This window comes from Lelliottia sp. 489, from assembly GCF_050435885.1.
GTDB lineage: Bacteria > Pseudomonadota > Gammaproteobacteria > Enterobacterales > Enterobacteriaceae > Enterobacter > Enterobacter nimipressuralis.
Map to the genome: position 1 here is coordinate 168354 of NZ_JBNDLC010000005.1, position 21598 is coordinate 189951.

Annotated in this window: 17 protein-coding genes and 1 pseudogene; 8 read left to right on the top strand and 10 right to left on the bottom strand. The window is 56.3% G+C overall.

What is annotated here, in order from left to right; all coding sequences use genetic code 11:
- Positions 1-11: 11 nt before the first annotated feature.
- From lldD to ABIE11_RS16780, 7 genes are all read right to left on the bottom strand, one after another.
- Positions 12-1199 (bottom strand): FMN-dependent L-lactate dehydrogenase LldD, encoded by a 1188-nt coding sequence (lldD, locus tag ABIE11_RS16750; protein WP_100778175.1) that lies wholly within the window; start codon positions 1197-1199, stop codon positions 12-14.
- Positions 1196-1969: a transcriptional regulator LldR gene (lldR, locus tag ABIE11_RS16755; protein WP_100778174.1), complete on the bottom strand. Its 774-nt coding sequence runs from the start codon at positions 1967-1969 to the stop codon at positions 1196-1198. The genes lldD and lldR overlap by 4 nt, the downstream gene beginning before the upstream one ends.
- Positions 1966-3621 (bottom strand): L-lactate permease, encoded by a 1656-nt coding sequence (gene lldP, locus ABIE11_RS16760; RefSeq protein ID WP_429184914.1) that lies wholly within the window; start codon positions 3619-3621, stop codon positions 1966-1968. The genes lldR and lldP overlap by 4 nt, the downstream gene beginning before the upstream one ends.
- 268 nt (positions 3622-3889) lie before the next feature.
- The gene (locus ABIE11_RS16765) at positions 3890-4252 is read right to left on the bottom strand and encodes a YibL family ribosome-associated protein (RefSeq protein ID WP_100778172.1); all 363 of its coding nucleotides are present in this window, start codon (positions 4250-4252) and stop codon (positions 3890-3892) included.
- Between the two features lie 57 nt (positions 4253-4309).
- Complete coding sequence (gene mtlR, locus ABIE11_RS16770; protein ID WP_102105052.1) at positions 4310-4900, bottom strand: mannitol operon repressor MtlR; 591 nt, start codon at positions 4898-4900, stop codon at positions 4310-4312.
- The gene (mtlD, locus tag ABIE11_RS16775; protein WP_429184915.1) at positions 4897-6060 is read right to left on the bottom strand and encodes a mannitol-1-phosphate 5-dehydrogenase; all 1164 of its coding nucleotides are present in this window, start codon (positions 6058-6060) and stop codon (positions 4897-4899) included. The genes mtlR and mtlD overlap by 4 nt, the downstream gene beginning before the upstream one ends.
- 83 nt (positions 6061-6143) lie before the next feature.
- On the bottom strand, positions 6144-8054 hold the full coding sequence (locus ABIE11_RS16780) for a PTS mannitol transporter subunit IICBA (protein ID WP_312069788.1): 1911 nt from the start codon (positions 8052-8054) through the stop codon (positions 6144-6146).
- 659 nt (positions 8055-8713) lie between these two features.
- Here ABIE11_RS16780 and ABIE11_RS16785 point away from each other — a divergent pair.
- From ABIE11_RS16785 to aldB, 6 genes are all read left to right on the top strand, one after another.
- A complete protein-coding gene (locus tag ABIE11_RS16785; protein ID WP_312155842.1) occupies positions 8714-9070 on the top strand; it encodes a DUF3302 domain-containing protein in 357 nt (118 codons plus the stop codon).
- A gap of 2 nt (positions 9071-9072) precedes the next feature.
- Positions 9073-10209, top strand: coding sequence for an HlyD family secretion protein (locus tag ABIE11_RS16790; RefSeq protein WP_429184916.1), 1137 nt, complete (start codon positions 9073-9075; stop codon positions 10207-10209).
- A gap of 62 nt (positions 10210-10271) precedes the next feature.
- On the top strand, positions 10272-10880 hold the full coding sequence (locus ABIE11_RS16795; RefSeq protein ID WP_102105046.1) for a glutathione S-transferase: 609 nt from the start codon (positions 10272-10274) through the stop codon (positions 10878-10880).
- A gap of 103 nt (positions 10881-10983) precedes the next feature.
- On the top strand, positions 10984-12369 hold the full coding sequence (gene selA, locus ABIE11_RS16800; protein WP_429184917.1) for an L-seryl-tRNA(Sec) selenium transferase: 1386 nt from the start codon (positions 10984-10986) through the stop codon (positions 12367-12369).
- Positions 12366-14216 (top strand): selenocysteine-specific translation elongation factor, encoded by a 1851-nt coding sequence (selB, locus tag ABIE11_RS16805; protein WP_429184918.1) that lies wholly within the window; start codon positions 12366-12368, stop codon positions 14214-14216. Before selA ends, selB begins: the two co-directional genes overlap by 4 nt.
- 104 nt (positions 14217-14320) lie before the next feature.
- Positions 14321-15859, top strand: coding sequence for an aldehyde dehydrogenase AldB (gene aldB / locus ABIE11_RS16810; RefSeq protein WP_429184919.1), 1539 nt, complete (start codon positions 14321-14323; stop codon positions 15857-15859).
- Here the strand turns inward: aldB and ABIE11_RS16815 are convergent, their stop codons facing one another.
- A complete protein-coding gene (locus tag ABIE11_RS16815; RefSeq protein ID WP_100778162.1) occupies positions 15860-16819 on the bottom strand; it encodes a LysR family transcriptional regulator in 960 nt (319 codons plus the stop codon).
- A 118-nt stretch (positions 16820-16937) separates the two neighbouring features.
- On the opposite strand from ABIE11_RS16815, the gene ABIE11_RS16820 reads away from it, so the two are divergent.
- Both ABIE11_RS16820 and ABIE11_RS16825 read left to right on the top strand, forming a co-directional pair.
- Positions 16938-17678 (top strand): MipA/OmpV family protein, encoded by a 741-nt coding sequence (locus tag ABIE11_RS16820; protein ID WP_429184920.1) that lies wholly within the window; start codon positions 16938-16940, stop codon positions 17676-17678.
- Between the two features lie 292 nt (positions 17679-17970).
- Positions 17971-18214 (top strand): annotated as a pseudogene (locus ABIE11_RS16825) (type II toxin-antitoxin system HicB family antitoxin); the annotation flags it as partial.
- 16 nt (positions 18215-18230) lie between these two features.
- Here ABIE11_RS16825 and ABIE11_RS16830 read toward each other — a convergent pair.
- On the bottom strand, positions 18231-20186 hold the full coding sequence (locus ABIE11_RS16830; RefSeq protein ID WP_429184921.1) for a glycoside hydrolase family 127 protein: 1956 nt from the start codon (positions 20184-20186) through the stop codon (positions 18231-18233).
- A 10-nt stretch (positions 20187-20196) separates the two neighbouring features.
- Positions 20197-21597, bottom strand: coding sequence for an MFS transporter (locus tag ABIE11_RS16835; RefSeq protein ID WP_100778159.1), 1401 nt, complete (start codon positions 21595-21597; stop codon positions 20197-20199).
- Position 21598: the final 1 nt, after the last annotated feature.

Below are 21598 nucleotides of genomic sequence, written 5' to 3' on the forward strand. Positions count from 1 at the left end.
TACCACTTTCCCTACGCCGCGTCCCCTCGCGCCAATGGTGCCAGCGCCGCCGGTAATTTACTCAGCTCCTGCACCAGCGAATCCTTGCTGATCTCACCGATGGTTTTAGCCCCGGTCAGCGTCATCGCCACTTTCATCTCTTTTTCGATCAGGTTCAGCAGATTCGCCACGCCCGCCTGGCCATGCGTCGCCAGCGCATACAGATACGCCCGGCCCAGCAGCACGCTGTCAGCGCCGAGGGCAATCATGCGCACCACGTCCAGCCCGTTGCGGATGCCACTGTCGGCCAGAATCGCAATATCGCCTTTCACCGCGTCGGCGATGGCCGGCAGCGCGCGCGCGGAGGAGAGCACGCCGTCAAGCTGACGCCCGCCGTGGTTCGACACCACAATGCCATCTGCGCCAAAACGCACCGCATCGCGTGCATCTTCCGGGTCGAGAATGCCTTTGATGACCATCGGGCCGTCCCAGAACTCGCGGATCCATTCCAGATCTTTCCACGAGATCGACGGATCGAAGTTATTCGCCAGCCAGCCGATGTAATCCTCCAGCCCGGTCGGTTTACCGAGGTACGCCGAAATATTCCCCAGATCGTGTGGCCGACCGTTGACGCCCACATCCCACGCCCACTGCGGATGGGTAACCGCCTGCCAGTAGCGACGCATGGCCGCGTTCGCGCCGCTCATACCTGAGTGGGCATCGCGATAGCGGGCGCCCGGCGTCGGCATATCGACGGTAAACACCAGCGTTGAACAGCCCGCCGCTTTGGCACGCTCCAGGGCGTTACGCATAAAGCCACGGTCGCGCAGGACGTACAGCTGGAACCACATCGGGCGCTTAATGGTCGGTGCCACCTCTTCAATCGGACACACGGAGACTGTCGAAAGCGTAAACGGGATACCTTTGGCATCAGCCGCCGCCGCCGCTTGCACCTCACCGCGACGAGCGTACATGCCGCACAGGCCAACGGGTGCCAGAGCCACAGGCATCGACAGCGTCTCGTTGAACAGCTTCGTTTCCAGACTCAGATCGGACATGTTCTTCAGCACACGCTGGCGCAGCGCCACTTCGGACAGGTCCTCCACGTTGCGGCGCAGGGTGTATTCGGAATACGCGCCGCCGTCGATGTAGTGGAACAGGAATGGGGGCAGGATGCGCTGCGCCGCTGCGCGATAGTCACTGGCTGCGGAAATAATCATGCTTTGTTCTCCCTGGAAATATCATGATCGCCGGGCAGGCGGGTAATGCGCGCCTGTCGGGCCTGATCTTCATCGAATCGTTTGATGGTGGTATGGACGAAACCGAGATGGGCCATCATCGCTTTACGCGCGGCGTCGGCGTCGCCTTTCAGAATGGCGTCGAGCACGGCCTGATGCTGCTCCGTGAGCTGGGCAAAGACCGGTGGGACGAGATACATGCGCTGGCGGCTCTGCTTAACAGAGGATTGCAGCAGATCGAAAAAGCCGCGCATGGTTTGCAGCAGCACCACGTTGTGTGAGGCCTCGGCAATGGCGAGATGAAAACGCACGTCCGCCTGCGAGGCGATATCCGGGTTATCGCTCTGCGTCGCCTCGAAGCAGGCTTTCAGCTTCTCTTTGTCGGCGTCCGTCGCGCGCATCGCCGCGTGCCAGGCGGTGCTGGCTTCAATGGCATGGCGGGCTTCGAGGATATCGAAACTGTAATCCGGATCGTTCTCCATCAGCGTTTTAAGAGGCTGAACGATGTTTTGCTCGGACCAGTCGTCATGCTGCCAGCGGACAAAGGTCCCGCCGCCGCGACGGCTGAGCAGCACGCCTTCGCTGACCAGCGTCGCCAGCGCTTCGCGCAGTGAATTACGCGACACGCCAAGCAGCGCCGCCAGCTGGCGTTCTGCGGGCAATTTCATGCCCGCTTCCAGCTGTTGTTCTTCAATCAGCGCCCGCACGCGAGAGGCAATCTCGTCGGACAGGCGTCTGGGCATCACTATCATGGAATCATCCAGGTTAAGACGTAGGCCTGAAGCGTGGTAATCACGCCCACCATGCAGGTGAAAATCAGGCTGTGTTTGACGGTAAATCGGAACAGGTCCGACTCTTTACCCACCAGTCCCACCGCTGCACAGGCAATGGCGATGGACTGCGGGGAGATCATTTTGCCGGTCACGCCGCCGGTGGTGTTCGCCGCGACGAGCAGCACGTCCGAAACACCAATCTGCTGCGCGGCGGTTGCCTGAAGCGCGGCAAAGAGGGCGTTGGATGACGTATCGGAACCGGTCAGGAACACGCCCAGCCAGCCGAGGAACGGCGAGAAGAAGGTGAAGGCGTGCCCCGTATGGGCCAGGGCTAACGCCAGCGTCGATGACAAACCGGAGTAGTTCGAGATAAACGCGAACGCCAGCACCATACCGATAGAGTAAATCGGCAGCGCCAGCTCTTTCAGCGTGCTGGCAAAGGTCTGAATAGCCACCGCCGGTTTCATGCGCAGCCACACTACTGAAAGAATCGCCGCAAACAGGATCGCCGTGCCGGTTGCAGAGAACCAGTCGAATTTATAGACCGCAGCATACGGCGTCGCTTCGTGAACGACCGGCGGCATGCGGGCAACCATTTTGTCGAGGAACGGCACGGAGATGTTAATCACCATGTCGTAGAGCGCACCGCCAGGGGCGAACAGCGCTTTGAACGGCGGGACGCTCCAGAGGGTGACCGTCGCGGTCAGGAACAGGAACGGCGACCAGGCACGCACAATCTGGCCGACGCTGTAATGGGTGCGTGCCAGAGTCTGATCGACCTGCGCCGCGCCCATATCGCCAAAGCGGAAGATGCGCACCGGCTGCCAGCGCTTCAGGAACAGGGTGAGACAGACCAGCGATACCAGCGACGAGATGATGTCGGGCAGTTCCGGGCCGATAAAGTTCGAGCTGAGATACTGGGCGATAGCAAACGAACCACCTGCAACCACCACCGCAGGCCAGGTCTCTTTCACACCGCGCCAGCCGTCCATAATCGCCATGATCCAGAACAGCACGATAATGGTCAGGAACGGCAGCTGACGGCCCACCATCTGGCCGATTTCGAAGCTGTCTAAACCGGTGACCTGCCCGGCGACCAGAATGGGAATCCCCATCGCGCCGAAGGCTACCGGCGCGGTATTGACGATCAGACACAGGCCCGCAGCATACAGCGGGTTAAAGCCGAGACCCACCAGCAGCGCAGCGGTGATCGCCACCGGCGCACCAAAGCCCGCCGCCCCTTCGAGGAACGCGCCGAAGCAGAAACCGACAATCAGCATTTGCAGGCGCTGATCCGGGGTAATGGAGAGAATCGACGAGCGAATGATGTCGAATTGCCCGGTCTTCACCGAGATTTTATAAACAAACACCGCCGCGATGATGATCCAGGCGATTGGCCACAATCCGTAGAAGAAACCATACACCACCGACGCCAGCGCGTGATCGACCGGCATTTTGTAGAAGAACAGCGCCACCACCAGCGCAATCGCGACGGTGTAGGTTGCGGCGAGATAGCCCTTCAGCTTGAGCTTAATCAGCGCGAAGAAGAAGAACAGAATCGGTAGCGATGCGATCAGGCTCGACAGCCAGATGTTTCCGGCCGGATCGTAGTTTTGTTGCCAGAGGCTCATTGCAGGTCTCCTGAGGACCACACATTCCGCTTCGCGGTGAGTCTGCGCTCATCTCGGCGTCACAGTCTGTGTAAAAGTGGTCCTGCCAATAGTGTGATGTAGGGGTAATGACAACAAATGGTTAATCAAATGTTATGGATGGGCAATGATTTTGTGAGCAGAAATAATGGAAGTGTGAACCAGGGAAGTATTGGTCAGGGGATTGGTTGGGCCAATTTTAAGGGGAGGGGGGCAGGCCGGGTAAGCATGGCGCCACCCGGCAGCTAAATCAGAACGCCGTCTTCGAAAAGCCGGTCATCTCTTTCAGGCCCATTTCACGGCCCAGCTCGGTCATCGGGTGCACAACCACCAGGCCGCGCACGCTTTTTTTCAGCTTGCCCATGTCGGCCTGTTCTTTTTTGGTGATCGCACGGCGATGCGGCATGTCCATCAGCTTCTGCGCTTCTTTGCTCAGCTTGTGGCCTTTTACGGCACGCAGACGGTCGATTTCCGCTTCCAGCGTCGCTTTCTCTTTTTCCAGCTCAGCGTATTTCTCAGCGGACTCAACCAGCGACATATCAGCCTGCTGGTGGCGGATCAGATCCAGGCGATCGCTCAGGCGTTTAATTTCGTTCTTTTCGACTTCTTTCATCACATATAGCTCTAAAAACGGGGGAATTAAGGGAAGGATACACCAATGTGCGCAGGGTTACTTCTGAAACGCTTTTTTTAAGCTGATTCGTGAAATCAGCTCAGTCAGGGAAAGGACCATCGTAGAACGCACAACCTGTTGATAACGAAGCTTTTGCATCGCATACAGTTCAGGATCGCTGTTATCGAAATGCGGGGCCGGCGGCAGGGCGGTGACGCAGTGTAATTCACCAAACGGCCCGAGAATTTCATCGTCGGTAAAAGCGTACTCATTACCGTCGTGATTTAGCTCTTCGCGCAGGGCCATCAGCAGTTCCGCGTCTTCATACTCGGGCCTGCTGAGGACGCCGAGGCCATAAATGAGCTTCAGGCGCACCGACAGATCGCCCAGCGGTCCGTCGCCGTCCAGTAACGGTTCTACAGCATATTTTACCGCGTAGTCGTCTTTGCGGAACACCTGAAGTACCAGAATATTCACCGCCTCGGTGAGTAACTCGACGGCGGCAATCAGGAAACTTCGTACGGTTTTGCCAGCATTCAGACGCTCAAGCACACGGTTTTCAAAGGCCTGGGTTTGTTCCATTATTGCCTGCATATCTGACAATCTGTCGTTCGGGCGCAGGAGAACCTGCGCCTGATCCTGAATCATTTGGTTGCGTTATATGCGTTAACCGCCTCCACAACCACGCTACTATTGGCCTCAAGCCCTGAAATCTCGGCAAGTGCCGCCTGCGGGCCTTTGGTATCGATCAATTGAGCCAGCTCCTGCGCCTGTGGGTCCTGCTCGCTGCGATAGTGCATGGCGCCCGCAATCCCTTTTACCAGGTTGGCGTGCGGCAGGTCGTACTCCAGCGTGCCCAGCAGCGGTTTGATCAGGCGATCGCCGGCGCTCAGTTTACGCAGCGGCTGACGACCGACGCGCTCAACGTCATCTTTCAGATACGGGTTTTCAAAACGACCGAGGATTTTCTGAATGTATGCCGCATGCTTCTCGGCATCGAAACCGTAGCGTTTAATCAGGACCGCGCCGCTCTCTTCCATCGCACCTTTTACCACCGCACGGATTTTCTCATCGAGAATCGCATCACGAATGGTCTGATGACCGGCCAATTTTCCGAGGTACGCGGTTATAGCATGCCCGGTGTTCAGCGTGAAGAGTTTGCGTTCGACAAATGCCATCAGGTTATCGGTTAATTCCATACCCGGGATCGTCGGCAGCGGGCCTTTGAACTGAGTTTTATCAACAATCCACTCGCTGAAGGTTTCAACGGTTACTTCCAGCGGATCGTGAGTGGCGGATTCAGACGGCGGGACGATACGGTCCACGGCGGAATCGACAAAGCCAACGTGCTCTTCGACCCAGGCTTTATCTTCATCGGCGATGGCGGCGAGAACGTGGCCTTTCAGCTGCGTGGTACCGCGCACCATGTTTTCACAGGCGATGATATTCAGTGGCGTGGTGATGCCCTGGGCTTTACGTTTTGCCAGACCTTTCGCGACGGCAGGGGCGATACGCTCAAGCACAACCGGACCGACGGCGGTGGTCACCAGATCAACGCTGGCGATCAGATCAATAACGTCGTCGCCAATGCTGCTGACGGCATTCACACCCGAGACGGTTTCAACCAGCTCGTTTTCGCCCACGACGTGAACCTGGTAGCTATGACGGGCATTCAGGGCGTCGAGCACCACTTGATTCACATCGGCGAATGTCAGCGTAATGCCCGCGTCTGCCAGCAGTTTGCCGATAAAGCCACGACCGATATTACCTGCGCCAAAATGTAATGCTTTCATAGTATTAACCTTCATCAATGTTTTTACCCGAGAGGGCTGGGGTGAGGCATTTCCCTCACCCTAACCCTCTCCCGAAAGGGAGAGGGGATAGGACGCTGTTACTTGTTCAGCAGCGCCAGCACTTCTTCAACGCTGGTGGTCTGCGCCAGGCGCTCGATGACGGATTCATCATCCAGAGCGTTGGTCAGGCTGGTAATCACCTGGATGTGCTCGTTGTTGCGAGCGGCGATACCAATCACCAAACGGGCGATGTCGTCTTCTTCTTCACCGAAGCGCACGCCTGCCGGGTACTGACAGAACACCACGCCGGTTTTCAGAACGCGATCTTTCGCTTCAACCGTACCGTGTGGCACCGCGATGGATTCACCCAGATACGTTGGCGTCAGTTTCTCACGCGCCAGCATCGCATCAACATATTCTGGCTCGACGTAACCGCCTTTCACCAGCTGCTCACCTGCAAAGCGGATCGCTTCTTCTTTGTGGCTCGCGGTGCGGCCGAGGAAGATGTTTTCAGCGCCCAGACGGAACAGGTGGCTGTCGTTTGGATCAAAGCTGTCTTTCAGGCTATCACGGACTTTCACTTCGTTGTCGGTGTGACGCTGTGCCGCCACCAGACGCTCGGTCAGGCTAGAGTACAGGCCGCTGTCGAGGAAGTTCGTGAGTGAAATGTGTTGTGCCTGTGGAACCTGACGCATTGCACGTTCCGTCAGATCGCGGTGCGTGATGACCAGGTCGACATCCGGTGGCAGGCTGTTGATTGCGCTGTTGGTTACGGAGATGTTGGTCAGGCCCGCATCCTGGACTTTTTTACGCAGCACGCCAGCACCCATTGCGCTTGAACCCATACCGGCATCACAGGCTACGATGATTTTACGCACGTGGCTCAGGTCGTTAGAGACGTCACCCGCAGCCAGCGGCGTTGCAGCGCCTTTGGATTCGGCTTTCATATCCTGCATACGACGGGTCGCAGCGTCGATATCGTCTTCTTCTTTCACTTTGCTGGTTTTCAGCAGGATTGCGGAAACCACGAAGGAGACAGCCATTGCCGCGCAGATTGCCGCGATGTTAGCGAAGTAGGCACCTTTTGGCGTCATCGCCAGAACCGCCAGGATAGAACCCGGAGATGCAGGAGAAACCAGACCGCCGCCCAGCACGCTCAGAGTGAACACGCCAGTCATACCGCCGAGGATAACGGCCAGGATCAGACGTGGGTTCATCAGCACGTATGGGAAGTAAATTTCGTGGATACCGCCCAAGAAGTGGATGATAGCCGCGCCGCCAGCAGACTGTTTAGCGCTACCGCGACCGAAGAACATGTACGCCAGCAGAACACCCATACCCGGACCTGGGTTAGCTTCGATCAGGAAGAAGATGGATTTGCCCAGTTCATGGGACTGCTGAATACCCAGCGGTGAGAAGATACCGTGGTTGATCGCGTTGTTCAGGAACAGGATTTTCGCTGGTTCTACAAAGATAGAGGCCAGCGGCAGCATGTCGTGAACGACCATGAAGTTAACGCCCGCAGCCAGCACTTTCGACAGCACTTCAACCGCAGGGCCGATACCCAGGAACGCCAGAATCGCCAGGATCATACCGATGATGCCAGCGGAGAAGTTGTTCACCAGCATTTCGAAGCCGGATTTGATCTTGCCATCAACCCAGACGTCAAATTTCTTAATTGCCCAGCCGCCTAAAGGACCTGCAATCATCGCACCGAGGAACATCGGCATATCCGCACCGACGATAACGCCCATGGTGGTGATAGCACCGACCACACCGCCGCGATCGCCGCCAACCAGACGACCACCGGTATAACCGATGAGCAGTGGCAGCAGATAGGTAATCATTGGGCCAACGAGTTTCGCCAGCGTTTCGTTCGGCAACCACCCTGTCGGAATAAATAACGCAGTGATGATACCCCACGCGATAAACGCGCCGATATTTGGCATCACCATGTTGCTCAGGAAACGACCAAAGCTTTGCACTTTGATCTTGATATCGGATGACATAAAACACCCCTTCTTCTGTTTACGCTTAGGCTTGCGGCCCGAGGTTTATCGTTAATGTGCGGCGGCAGAGGTAGCCGAGCCCTGTTCTGATGCTGTGAAATCTGGCACTGAATCGTTCAACTGTCCAGACAGCGAAATTTTGTGTGATCTCAATCACGTAAATGTAGGGGGTGGGGCTAAAATTGAAGTGATCTTCGTCACAAATGTGGTGTGTAAAAAAAATACACAGGGGAAAAATCCGCCAGGATTGACGCTTTTATGTGATCATAATCACATTTTGTGTTGGCGGGTTTGTTGGATGTTTGTGATCATCTTCACAATAAATTTGAAGGCAGAATTCTCCAGGTGTGATCGCCGCCCACTTCTGTTTTGTCAATTCAGCCAGGCTGTAATCCAGTCACTGATTTTCCTCAACATGGTTTCATCCCTTAGTGTTATGGAGAAAAAGCGTAATGAGGATTAATCTGCTAATGTAAGATTAAGTAGATTATTAGTCAGGATATATTTTGTCACGCTATTAAACTTGCGCGGAGATATTTTAATAATAATACTCCACGGCTCTAATTTATATGTGCAAAGAAATTGCACTGTAAGAAATTAATTTGGTTGCTTACCATTTAATATTTTTAAAGAGTTGAAGCTATTTTAGTGAGGCAAATATGTTCCTTAACTATTTCGCGCTGGGCGTATTGATTTTCGTTTTTCTGGTCATTTTTTATGGGATCATTGCGATTCATGATATCCCCTATTTGATGGCGAAAAAGCGTAATCATCCCCATGCCGATGCGATCCATACAGCGGGCTGGGTCAGCCTGTTTACGCTGCATATCATCTGGCCATTTCTGTGGATTTGGGCCACGCTGTACCAGCCCGAGCGCGGATGGGGGATGCAAAATCACATTGCGCAGCCCCCGCAGCAACCCGATATTGATGCCCTCACCAGACGCGTTACCGAGCTGGAACACCGGCTAGGCGCGGAGCCAACGCCCGCAGAAAAAAATACGCCGGAGAGCTAATCATGGATCTGCTAATTATTCTGACCTATGTCGCGTTTGCCTGGGCGATCTTTAAAATCTTCCGTATTCCGGTTAACCAATGGACGCTCGCCACCGCCGCATTAGGTGGGGTATTTATCGTCGCCGGTTTGATCTTATTAATGAACTATAACCACCCTTATACATTTACGGCGCAAAAAGCGGTGATTTCTATTCCGATCACGCCGCAAGTGACCGGGGTGGTGAGTGAAGTCACGGATAAAAATAACCAGCTAATTAAAAAAGGCGACGTGTTATTTAAAATCGATCCGGTTCGCTATCAGGCCCGAGTCGACAGACTGCAGGCTGATCTGGTCACCGCCACCTACAATATTGACGTGCTGAAAGGCCAGCTGTCGGAAGCGCAGGCCAATACCACCCGCGTCTCTGCAGAGCGCGACCGCCTGTATAAGGATTACCAGCGCTATCTGAAAGGCAGCCAGGCGAAGGTAAACCCGTTTTCTGAAAGCGATATCGACAACGCACAGCAAAACTATCTGGCGCAGGATGCGATGGTGAAAGCCTCGGTGGCCGATCAGGCACAAATCAAAAGCCAGTTAGACAGCATGGTCAACGGCGAGCAGTCGCAGATTGCCAGCCTGCGGGCACAGCTGACCGAGGCGAAGTACAACCTCGAACAAACGGTGGTGCGTGCGCCGAGCGATGGTTATGTCACTCAGGTGCTGATTCGCCCCGGCACCTATGCCGCTGCACTTCCGCTGCGCCCGGTGATGGTCTTTATTCCTGACCAAAAACGCCAGATTGTCGCTCAGTTCCGCCAGAACTCTCTGCTGCGCCTGAAACCGGGCGATGACGCGGAAGTGGTCTTTAACGCGCTACCGGGGCAAGTATTCCACGGCAAACTGAGCAGCATTCTGCCGGTCGTACCGGGCGGTTCCTACCAGGCGCAAGGTTCGCTGCAATCCCTGACGGTGGTACCTGGCACAGACGGCGTGCTTGCCACTATCGATCTGGACCCTAGCGCGGACGTCGATGCCCTCCCTGACGGTATTTATGCCCAGGTGGCGGTCTATTCCGACCACTTCGCGCACGTCTCCGTCATGAGGAAAGTGCTGCTGCGCATGACCAGCTGGATGCATTACCTGTATCTCGACCATTAACGTTCTGCTTTTTTTGTTGCCTGATCCATACTTACACTTTTGTTGGCGTAAAGGATCAGGCAATGAAACTCATCGGCAGCTACACCAGCCCCTTCGTACGTAAGATTTCGATTCTCCTGCTGGAAAAAGGCATCACGTTCGAGTTTGTGAACGAACAGCCCTATCACGCGGAAACCGGCGTGGCACAGTACAATCCGCTCGGGAAAGTGCCGGCGCTGGTAACCGATGATGGCGAAACCTGGTTTGATTCTCCGATTATTGCCGAGTACATCGAGCTGCTTGGGATTGCCCCAGCGATGGTGCCCCGTGAGCCGAAAGCGGCACTGGCGATTAAACAGATCGAAGCGCTGGCCGACGGCATCATGGATGCGGCGCTGGTGTCGGTGCGTGAACAGGCGCGACCTGCCGCGCAGCAATCCGAAGCGGAGCTGGTGCGTCAGCGGGAAAAAATCAGCCGCAGTCTTGATATGTGCGAACAGCTGCTTCAGGACGGAAAACTCAAAACCGACGCGCTCAATCTGGCGACCATCGCCATCGCCTGCGCGATTGGCTATCTCAATTTCCGCCGCGTTTCTCCCGGCTGGTGCGTGGATCGCCCGCTGCTGGTCAAACTGGCCGAAACGCTCTTTAGCCGCGAAAGCTTTGCCCGCACCGAACCACCAAAGGCTTGACGCGGGTTATAACACTTCACCTCTGTACGCTGTACAATCCCTCTGCACGTTGACTCCCTCTCCCGTCGGGAGGGGGGTAGAACTCCAACCGCCAGGCATGTTAATGACTACTCATCGTTCCCTCTACAGCCAGATCCCTGCGACCGATCGCCTGCTGCGCGATCCGCGATTCACTTCTCTTCTTGAACGGTCCGGGCACACCCGCATGGTGGCGCTCCTGAATGTGATGCAGGATGAAGCCCGCCTGCACATTCAGACGCAAAATACGCTGCCGCAGTGGTGCGAGGACTGGGCGAACGAGGTGGAGAAACGGCTGACTGCGCATACGCAAAGCGCGTTGCGCCCGGTGATCAACCTGACGGGAACGGTGCTGCACACCAATTTAGGCCGCGCGCTACAGGCGGAAGAGGCGATAACGGCGGTCACGCAGGCGATGCGATCCCCGGTGACGCTGGAGTACGATCTGGACGGTGCCGGACGTGGACACCGCGACCGCGCGCTGGCTGATCTTTTGTGCCAGATAACGGGCGCGGAAGATGCCTGCATTGTGAACAATAACGCGGCGGCGGTTCTGCTGATGCTGGCGGCCACCGCGAGCGGCAAAGAGGTGGTGGTGTCGCGCGGCGAGCTGGTGGAGATTGGCGGCGCGTTCCGCATTCCTGACGTGATGCGTCAGGCGGGCTGCGAGCTGCATGAAATCGGGACCACCAACCGCACGCATGCGAAAGATTATCGCGCGGCAGTTAACGAAAACACCGCGCTGCTGATGAAAGTCCACACCAGCAACTATCACATTGAAGGCTTTACCAAAACGGTGGAAGAGGCGGAGCTGGCGGAGATTGGCCGCGAACTGAACGTACCGGTCATTGCCGATCTGGGCAGCGGTTCGCTGGTGGATTTGAGTCTCTACGGTCTGCCGAAAGAGCCGATGCCACAGGAGATGATCGCCGCAGGCGTGAGCCTGGTGAGCTTCTCCGGCGACAAACTGCTCGGTGGCCCACAGGCCGGAATTGTGGTCGGTAAACGTGAACTGATTGCGAAGCTCCAGCAGCACCCGCTGAAACGCGCCCTGCGCGCTGATAAAATGACCCTCGCTGCGCTGGACGCCACGCTGCGGCTCTATCTCCATCCGGAGAAACTGGCCGAACGCCTGCCAACGCTGCGTCTGCTGGCGCGCGATGCGGCCTCGATTCGCGCTCAGGCGGAACTGCTACTGCCGCAAGTCACCGCACACTTCCCCGATTTCGACGTGCGCGTGGAATCCTGTCAGTCGCAGATTGGCAGCGGATCGCTGCCCGTTGACCGCCTGCCCAGCGCCGCGCTGACTCTGACGCCGCGCGACGGGCGCGGAAGCCAGCTCGACGCCTTGTCTGCGCGCTGGCGTGCGCTGCCTACGCCGATTATTGGGCGCATTTACGATGGTCGCCTGTGGCTGGATCTGCGCTGCCTTGAAGATGAAGAACGGTTTCTGGAGATGTTGTTGAAATGATTATTGCCACTGCCGGTCACGTTGACCACGGAAAAACGACGCTGTTACATGCCATTACCGGCGTGAATGCCGATCGTCTGCCGGAAGAGAAAAAGCGCGGCATGACCATCGATCTTGGCTACGCCTACTGGCCGCTGCCAGACGGTCGGGTACTCGGCTTTATCGATGTGCCAGGCCATGAAAAGTTTCTCGCCAATATGCTGGCCGGGGTCGGCGGTATCGATCACGCTCTGCTGGTGGTGGCCTGCGACGACGGCGTGATGGCGCAAACGCGTGAGCATCTGGCGATTTTACAGCTGACGGGCCAGCCGCAGCTGACGGTGGCGCTCACCAAAGCGGATCGCGTCGACGAGAGCCGCATTGACGAAGTGCGCGAAGAGATTCGCTCCACTCTGCTGGAGTACGGTTTCTTCGATGCGCCGGTGTTTGTCACTGTAGCGACAGAAGGGCGCGGAATCGACGAACTACGCGACCATTTACAGCATCTTTCCTCCCGCGAACCGGCCAGCGATCACAGCTTCCGTCTGGCAATTGATCGCGCGTTCACCGTGAAAGGGGCTGGACTGGTCGTGACCGGGACGGCACTCAGCGGTGAAGTGAAGGTGGGCGATAGCCTGTGGCTGACGGGCGTGAATAAACCGATGCGCGTGCGCGGGCTGCACGCACAGAACCAGCCCACGGAACAGGCCCATGCCGGGCAGCGTATCGCCCTGAATATCGCCGGTGATGCGGAAAAAGAGCAGCTCAATCGCGGTGACTGGCTGCTGGCCGACGCGCCGCCGGAGCCTTCCACGCGGGTGATTGTCTCTCTGCACACCCACGCGCCGCTCACCCAGTGGCAGCCGCTGCATATCCACCACGCCGCCAGCCACGTGACGGGCCGTGTCTCTTTGCTGGAAAACGATTTGGCTGAGCTGGTGCTGGATACCCCTTTGTGGCTGGCGGATAACGACCGGCTGGTGCTGCGCGATATCTCTGCGCGCGTCACCCTGGCGGGTGCCCGCGTGGTGACGCTCAATCCGCCGCGTCGCGGAAAACGTAAGCCTGAATATCTGCAGTGGCTGGCGGCGCTGGCACAGGCAGAAGACGACCAGGCTGCGCTGGCGGTGCATCTCGAGCGCGGTGCGGTGAATCTCGCTGATTTCGCCTGGGGGCGTCAGCTGAGCGGTGACGGTTTGCGCCAGCTCACGCAGCAGCCGGGCTTTATTCAGGCCGGATACAGCCTGCTTAACGCACCGGTTGCCGCCCACTGGCAGCGCAAGGTGCTCTCTACGCTTGCGACCTACCACGAACAGCATCAGGACGAGCCAGGCCCAGGCCGCGAACGCCTGCGCCGTATGGCGCTGCCGATGGAAGACGACGCGCTGGTGCTGCTGCTGATAGAAAAGATGCGCGAAAGCGGCATGATCCACAGCCATCACGGCTGGTTGCATCTGCCGGATCACAAAGCCGGATTTACCCCGGAACAGGACGCCATCTGGCAAAAAGCCGCCCCGCTGTTTGGCGATGAACCCTGGTGGTTGCGCGATTTAGCCCGCGAAACTGCGACGGATGAAGTGGTGATGCGTCAGGTATTGCGCCACGCCGCGCAGCAGGGGCTGATTACCGCGATCGTCAAAGATCGCTATTACCGTAACGATCGCATCGTCACCTTTGCCAGTTTGATCCGCGATCTGCATCAGGAAAAGGGATCGACCTGTGCTGCCGACTTCCGCGATCGCCTGAACGTGGGCCGCAAACTGGCGATACAAATTCTGGAGTATTTCAATCGTATTGGCTTCACGCGCCGTCGGGGTAATGACCACCTGTTACGCGATTCGCTGCTGTTCCCGCAGATCGAAAAATAACCGCGCAAATAATCCGTGATACCTGTCGTAAAGCTGTAAGCGGCTGGCGAGAAAATCGCCAGCTGTGACTACCCTTGTTAGACACCAACAGCAAGGAGACGGTCATGACGAACAATCCTCCCTCAACGCGTATGCAGCCTGGCGAGTATGGTTATCCTCTCAAGCTAAAACCCCGGTATGACAACTTCATTGGCGGCGGCTGGGTCGCGCCGGTCGACGGCGAATACTACTCCAACCTGACCCCGGTGACCGGGCAGCCGCTGTGCGAAATTGCCAGTTCCGGCAAAAAAGATATCGATCTGGCGCTCGATGCGGCCCACAAAGCGAAAGAGAAATGGGCGCACACCTCCGTTCAGGACCGCGCCGCGATCCTGTTCAAAATCGCCGACCGAATGGAGCAAAATCTCGAGCTGCTGGCTGCGGCAGAAACCTGGGATAACGGTAAACCGATCCGCGAAACCACCGCCGCGGATGTCCCGCTGGCAATTGACCATTTCCGCTATTTTGCCTCCTGTATTCGCGCCCAGGAGGGCGGGATCAGCGAAGTGGACAGCGACACCGTGGCCTATCACTTCCAGGAGCCGCTGGGTGTGGTCGGGCAAATCATTCCGTGGAACTTCCCGCTGCTGATGGCGAGTTGGAAAATGGCCCCCGCGCTGGCGGCGGGTAACTGCGTGGTGCTCAAACCGGCGCGCTTAACGCCGCTGTCGGTCTTGCTGCTGATGGAAATCATCGGCGATCTGGTGCCGCCAGGGGTGATAAACGTGGTGAACGGCGCGGGCGGCGAAATCGGTGAATATCTGGCGACCTCAAAACGTATCGCGAAAGTGGCGTTTACCGGCTCCACGGAAGTCGGCCAGCAGATCATGCAGTACGCCACGCAGAACATCATTCCAGTGACGCTGGAGCTGGGCGGTAAATCGCCGAACATCTTCTTCGCCGATGTGATGGACGAAGAGGACGCCTTCTTTGATAAAGCGATGGAAGGCTTTGCGCTGTTTGCCTTCAACCAGGGCGAAGTCTGCACCTGCCCGAGCCGCGCGCTGGTTCAGGAATCGATTTATGAACGCTTTATGGAACGCGCTATTCGGCGTGTGGAATCCATTCGCAGCGGAAACCCACTGGACAGCGTGACGCAGATGGGCGCGCAGGTTTCTCATGGGCAGCTGGAAACCATTCTGAACTATATCGATATCGGCAAAAAAGAGGGCGCGGATGTCCTGACGGGTGGCCGACGCAAAGTGCTGGAAGGCGATCTGAAAGAAGGCTATTACCTGGAGCCGACCATTCTGTTTGGTCAAAACAACATGCGCGTTTTCCAGGAAGAGATTTTCGGCCCGGTGCTGGCGGTGACAACCTTTAAAACCATGGAGGACGCGCTTGAGCTGGCCAACGATACGCAATACGGGCTGGGTGCCGGGGTCTGGAGTCGCAACGGTAATCTGGCGTACAAAATGGGACGCGGTATTCAGGCCGGGCGTGTCTGGACTAACTGTTATCACGCCTATCCGGCCCACGCGGCATTTGGGGGATATAAACAATCGGGCATCGGACGTGAAACCCATAAGATGATGCTGGATCACTATCAACAGACGAAATGCCTGCTGGTGAGTTATTCCGACAAGCCGCTGGGACTGTTCTAATTAATCAGAGCGGGTCGCCCCTGGGACGGCCTGCTTAATTCGCTCTCGCAGACTGTTCAGCACGCCATCCAGAATGTACTGAACCCGCCACGGCTGATATTCGCGCTTGCGGAAAATAGCCGTCAGATCCAGCCACCACTCCTCCTGATGAGAAAAACAGGGCATTAAGATGCCCTGCTCAATCTCGCTTTTCAGGCTCTCTTTTGGCGCAAACACGATACCAAGGTGGTTGCGCGCCAGCTCCAGCGCAGTTTGTGTATTATCACAAATATAATTACCGGTGACTTTATAATCGCGCACTTCGTCGCTGCCATGAACGCGAAAGCGCCAGATGTTAGCATCATCCACTAATATGGAATCCAGCAAAATACAGGAGTGTTTAATTAAATCATCGGGTCCGTTAATGGGACGCTTTTTGATATATTCTGGCGTAGCGAAGGCGGTAACGGAATATTTTGTTAGCTGATAAGCAACCAGGCTTTCATCTTTGGGTTGTGCATAGGTAATTAAGATATCGCAGTCGTCAGGAAAGGTGACGCCTTCAGATAATTCATTACGATTAGGATTATAGGTTTTTAAACAAATACGAATATCGCCGATCTCTTCGAGAAGATGGATCACATGGCGAGCGAGATAGGTGTTGATCCCTGTAGGCGCGTAAATCGTGACGCGTCCGCTTTTTTCATGTTTATAATCGGCAATAAAATTAATGAGTTGATTATTTTTATCAAGTGATGCGTTGATATAAGGGAGCAGCACCTCGCCGAACTGCGTGAGCGCCAGTTGACGGGTGGTACGTTCAAAAACTTTCAAACCCACGCGGGTTTCAAAATCTGCGAGATATTTACTGACATTGGCCTGCGCCATGCCTAACAACGCGGCGGCGTCTCCGATACTGCCGGTGGCGGCAATAACAGAAATGATTTTTAACTCACGCGGCTTAATCTGTAAATTATTCATCACGTACGCTCATCTATATGATTTCATATATAATATTATATAAACACATTCATTGCATCGGCAAATTTGTAACCATTATTATTCGCCTCGTTTGTTAGGCATTTAATGGATACAGGGAATGATTACTAAAAAGAATTTGCTCATCACCACAGCCTTATTTTTCGCTTCATCAGCAATGGCGGGTGAATTTTCATTGGGTGCGGGCGCTGTTTTCAATGAATCGCCTTACAAAGGGTATAACGAAAATACGACTGCGGTTCCACTCATTAGTTATGAAGGCGATAATTTCTACGTGCGCCAGACCACCGCCGGTTGGGCGTTGTGGAAAGACAGTAAGAATGAACTGAGCCTGACGGCGTCCTGGATGCCGCTGCATTTTGATCCCGATGACAATGACGACCACGCGATGAAGCAGCTCGATGAGCGCAAAGCATCCGCATTCCTGGGAGGCGCCTACTATCGCCACGAGCGCTGGGGTAGCCTGAAGTTTGGCGTCGCGGCGGATGCCATGGACGAAAGTGGCGGCGTGGTGGGTGAAATTTCCTATTTCCACCCGATCCGCATGGAGCGCCTGACCCTGATTCCGTCCGTGGGTGTGTTTTACTATGACGAAAGCTTCAACGACTACTACTACGGTGTTTCCGGCAAAGAGTCTCGCCACAGTGGTATGAACGAATACACCGCGGGCGATAGCTGGAACCCGTACGTGGGACTGGTCGCGAAATACAAACTGACCAATAACCTTTTCCTGAATGCCAGCGCGGTTTATACCGTGTTGCCGGATGACGTTAAAAACAGCCCAATGATCGACCGTGAAGACAGTTTCGTGCTGATGACCGGCATGAGCTGGCGCTTCTGAGTTCAAAAAGCGGTCCTCAAGGATGAGGCTGCTTCACCTCTTTTCCCGGTGGTGCTGTGCTTGCCCGGCCTGCGGTAGTCAGGCCGGGCAGGTTTAGCGTCGTCGGGTATTACGAGCCTGCCTCCACAATCTGCTGTAACTCTCTCCTTTGCCTGTTCTCTTTGCGATCTCCTTTCCCGCTTTGATTTTTTGCCACTGAAGTCGCTTAGCCAATACGTTATCGTGATCTCAAGCACCTGGCTGGGTGTGTCACAGTCGAGGGATATCAAACAGTCAATTTGCAGGAGGGGTAATGTTCTACCCGGCTTATATTCATACCGACCGCGATGGCCGTGCGAGCGGCTTTTTCCCGGATGTGCCGGGGTGTTCTTATGCTGGTGGAGATCAATATGCAGCAATTTGACGGCAGAGCAGAGCGCATCAATATCACGCTCCCCCGCCGTTTATTAGTGAAAATTGACGCATTTATTAGCGAGCATCCGCAGTTCAGCACCCGAAGCGCCTTTCTTGCCGAGGCAGCACGGCGTGTGCTGCCTGGAAGATGGTCAGGATTTACACCTCATCCACCCATATCCGCATCTCGCCCTCGCCGCGGTTGGCCCAGCTAAACCACGGAATAAACGTTAATGTCTGAGTGTGTGGCGCAGTGGGCGTGCGGTCATATTGCCAGAGCGGTTGCGGCTCGGTCTCAACGGCGCGTTGTGAGATGCCGTCAGCCTGAATTAGCATCTTATGCGAGAACAATCCTTTCCCTTCGAACACGCGGAAGGTGCTGTCGGCGGGCAGCGACAGGTTATGTAACCCCGCGCCGTTATCCGCCTCTTCCAGACAATAGACCAGCGGGCCGCGCTGCAACGCTACTTTGCCTGCCTGCTGGCGCACCTGTGGATTGCCGTATAAGCGGCGCACCGGCATCGGCAGCGTGAGGGTCACAGAATCCCCCTCCTGCCAGCGACGGGTGAGATAACAATATCCCTGACGCACGTCGCCTGTTATCGCTTCACCGTTCAGCGCTATCTGCGGGCTGGCGCACCAGTCCGGTAGACGCAGGGCGAGAGTGTGCTCAACCGCAACCGGCGAGGTGATGTCGATCTTCACCTGCTCCTGCCACGGATAGTTGCCGCTAATACGCAGTTGCAGCTCGTGATTTCCGACCGGAATGGCCGCGCTGTTGCCAACGTAGAGGTTGATAAACAGCGCCTCGGGGCGTGCGGTATAGATGTAGTGCCCAAGCGAAGTCAGCACGCGGGCGATATTCGGCGGGCAGCAGGCGCAGCCAAACCAGCGCTGACGAATCGGTTTGACGTGATCATAGATATGGTTGAAGGCCAGTGTTTTAGGATGGACCTCCAGCGGGTTCACGTAGAAAAAGTGTTTACCGTCCAGCGCCATGCCGCCCAGCACGGTGTTATATAACGCGCGCTCCATGACGTCGGCATACTGGCTATCCGCTTCCATCTCCAGCATCCGGCGGGCAAACATCATCAGACCAATCGAGGCGCAACTTTCGGCATAGACCGTATCATTGGGCAAATCGTAGTCGCTGCTGAAGGCCTCGCCGCTGCTCTGCGAGCCAATTCCGCCCGTAATATAGAGCTGCCGTTGCACCATATTATTCCAAAGACGCAGGCAGTCCTGACGTTTGCTTTCGTCACCGCTCAGCCGCGCAAGGTGCGCAACGCCGGTCATCAGATAGACAAAACGCACGGCGTGCCCGATGGCGGTTTGCTGCTCCGCGAGAGGCTGATGCGCCTGACTATAGGCTTTGTCTTTGACCATCCACGCCGGGCCGTAGTTGTGCCAGTGCGATGTTCTGCCGCGCTTTTCGTATTCGATATCGTAAAAATGCGGCTGCGCGCCGCGCTCTTCGACGAAATATTTCACCAGCGCCAGATAGCGTGGCTCCTGGGTGACGTCATACAGGCGCATTAACGCCAGCTCGATTTCCGGATGGCCGGGATAGCCGTGCAGCTGGTTTTCTCCGGGTCCAAACACGCGGTCGATATGATCTGCCAGTTTGCAGACCACGTCTAACAGCGCGCGTTTTCCGGTGCCCTGGAAGTACGCCACGCCCGCCTCGATCATATGCCCGGCGCAGTACAGTTCATGGCACTCTGCGAGATTAGTCCAGCGTTCGCCAGGTGCTTTCACGGTGAAATAGGTATTCAGATAGCCATCGTCGCATTGGGCAGCGGCCACCAGTTCAATGACCTCGTCGGCGGTTTTCTCAAGTTCAGGGTCGGGTTTCTGGCACAGGGACCACGCCACGGCTTCGAGCCATTTGGCGACATCGCTGTCCTGGAAAACCATGCCGTAAAATTCCCCTTCTTCCTGCCCGGCAGCGATCCGGAAATTGGTGATGGCGTGGCTCGGCTCCGCTTCGGCGATGCGGTCGTTCAGCGCATCCCACTGATAGGGAATGACCACATCCCGTACCAGCTGTTGATACTGGCCGAGGAACGGATCGTTAATTTTGAGCTTATGCAGGTCGGGTTCCATGATGGACATGTTGTTCTCCTCAGGACTGAACGTGACGCTGGCGCAGATCGGTAGAGATGCGCGACATCATCGGATTAGTGAGTCTGCACCAGCGTATTGAAACGGCCAGCAGCAGGTGGAAAAGGGCGGGCAGCAGCGTTTCCATGGTTGTAATGCCAGAAAGCGAAGCCGGGGTCTGGTTGCCCGCACCGGGCTGATAGGCGACGAAGATAAACACCAGGCTGATAATTCCGGCACTTGAGGCCCACGCCAGCTTGATGAAAAAGAGGTTAAAGGCGAAGTTCATCCCTGACGAGCGCACGCCGGTTTTCCATTCGCCGTAGTCGTCGGCGAAGGCCATCAGCGAGAAGTGCAACGGCAGCGTAAAGCCGAGGATCACGCCGTTGCCCAAAATCACTGCCAGCCACAGGGTTTGATACGCCGGGCCAGTTGGCAGGAACCACATGGCGAATGCCAGTGCGGCCAGCACCAGATTGGTGGTGTAGTACAGTTTCACCGTATCAATACGACGGGTAAGCGGGCTGACGATCACCGCACCGAGAATGGCGGCAAAGGTCACCATGGTGAAGAACAGCGACGTATAGGCAGTGCTGCCCTGTAGCACGTAGGTGATGAAGTACATGTACCCGCCGCCGCGAATGTTAAAGACGTTAATCAGCAGGAAAGACATCACCAGCATCAATAGCAGTTGATCGTTGTTACGCAGCCCGGCCAGATGTTCGCGCAGGGTAAAGCGCCCCATCAGGGCCAGCGGGACGCGCTCGCGTACCCAGAAGAAACAGCACAGGAACATCACCACCGCGATGGCGCACAGCACGCCGACACCCAGCTGATAGCCCTGCGCAACGTTGCCCTGGCCCAGCGCCGCGACCAGCCACGGCAGGCCCACGGAGACCAAAAAGCCTGCCACGCCGCACAGCACAAAGCGCCAGGACTGGCAGGAGATCACCTCGCTGTGGCGGGTGGTCATGGTGTTGATCAGCGCGCAGTAGGGCACGTTGATGGCGGTATAGCCGACGGAAAGCAGCAGATAGGTGCCGAACGCCCAGGCGATTTTCACCCCCATACTGGCTTCCGGCACGGTGAACGTCAGGACGCCGATAATCCCGATCGGGAAGGCGATCCACAGCTGCCACGGGCGAAAGCGCCCCCAGCGGCTCTGGGTACGGTCGGCAATCACCCCCATGATGGGGTCAGAAACGGCATCAAATACGCGCAGGGCAATAAACAACGTACCGACCAGCGCTGGCGTCAGGCCAAAGACATCGGTATAGAAAAAGGTAAGGAAGTTCATGATCAGGCAGGTAATTACCGTCCCGCCAGCATCACCCAGGCCGTAGCCAATCTTCTCGCGCACTGACAGGCGCTCGTCGGCGGCCTGTTGTACGACATCGGTTTGCGTAATCGGAGTGGAAGTCATT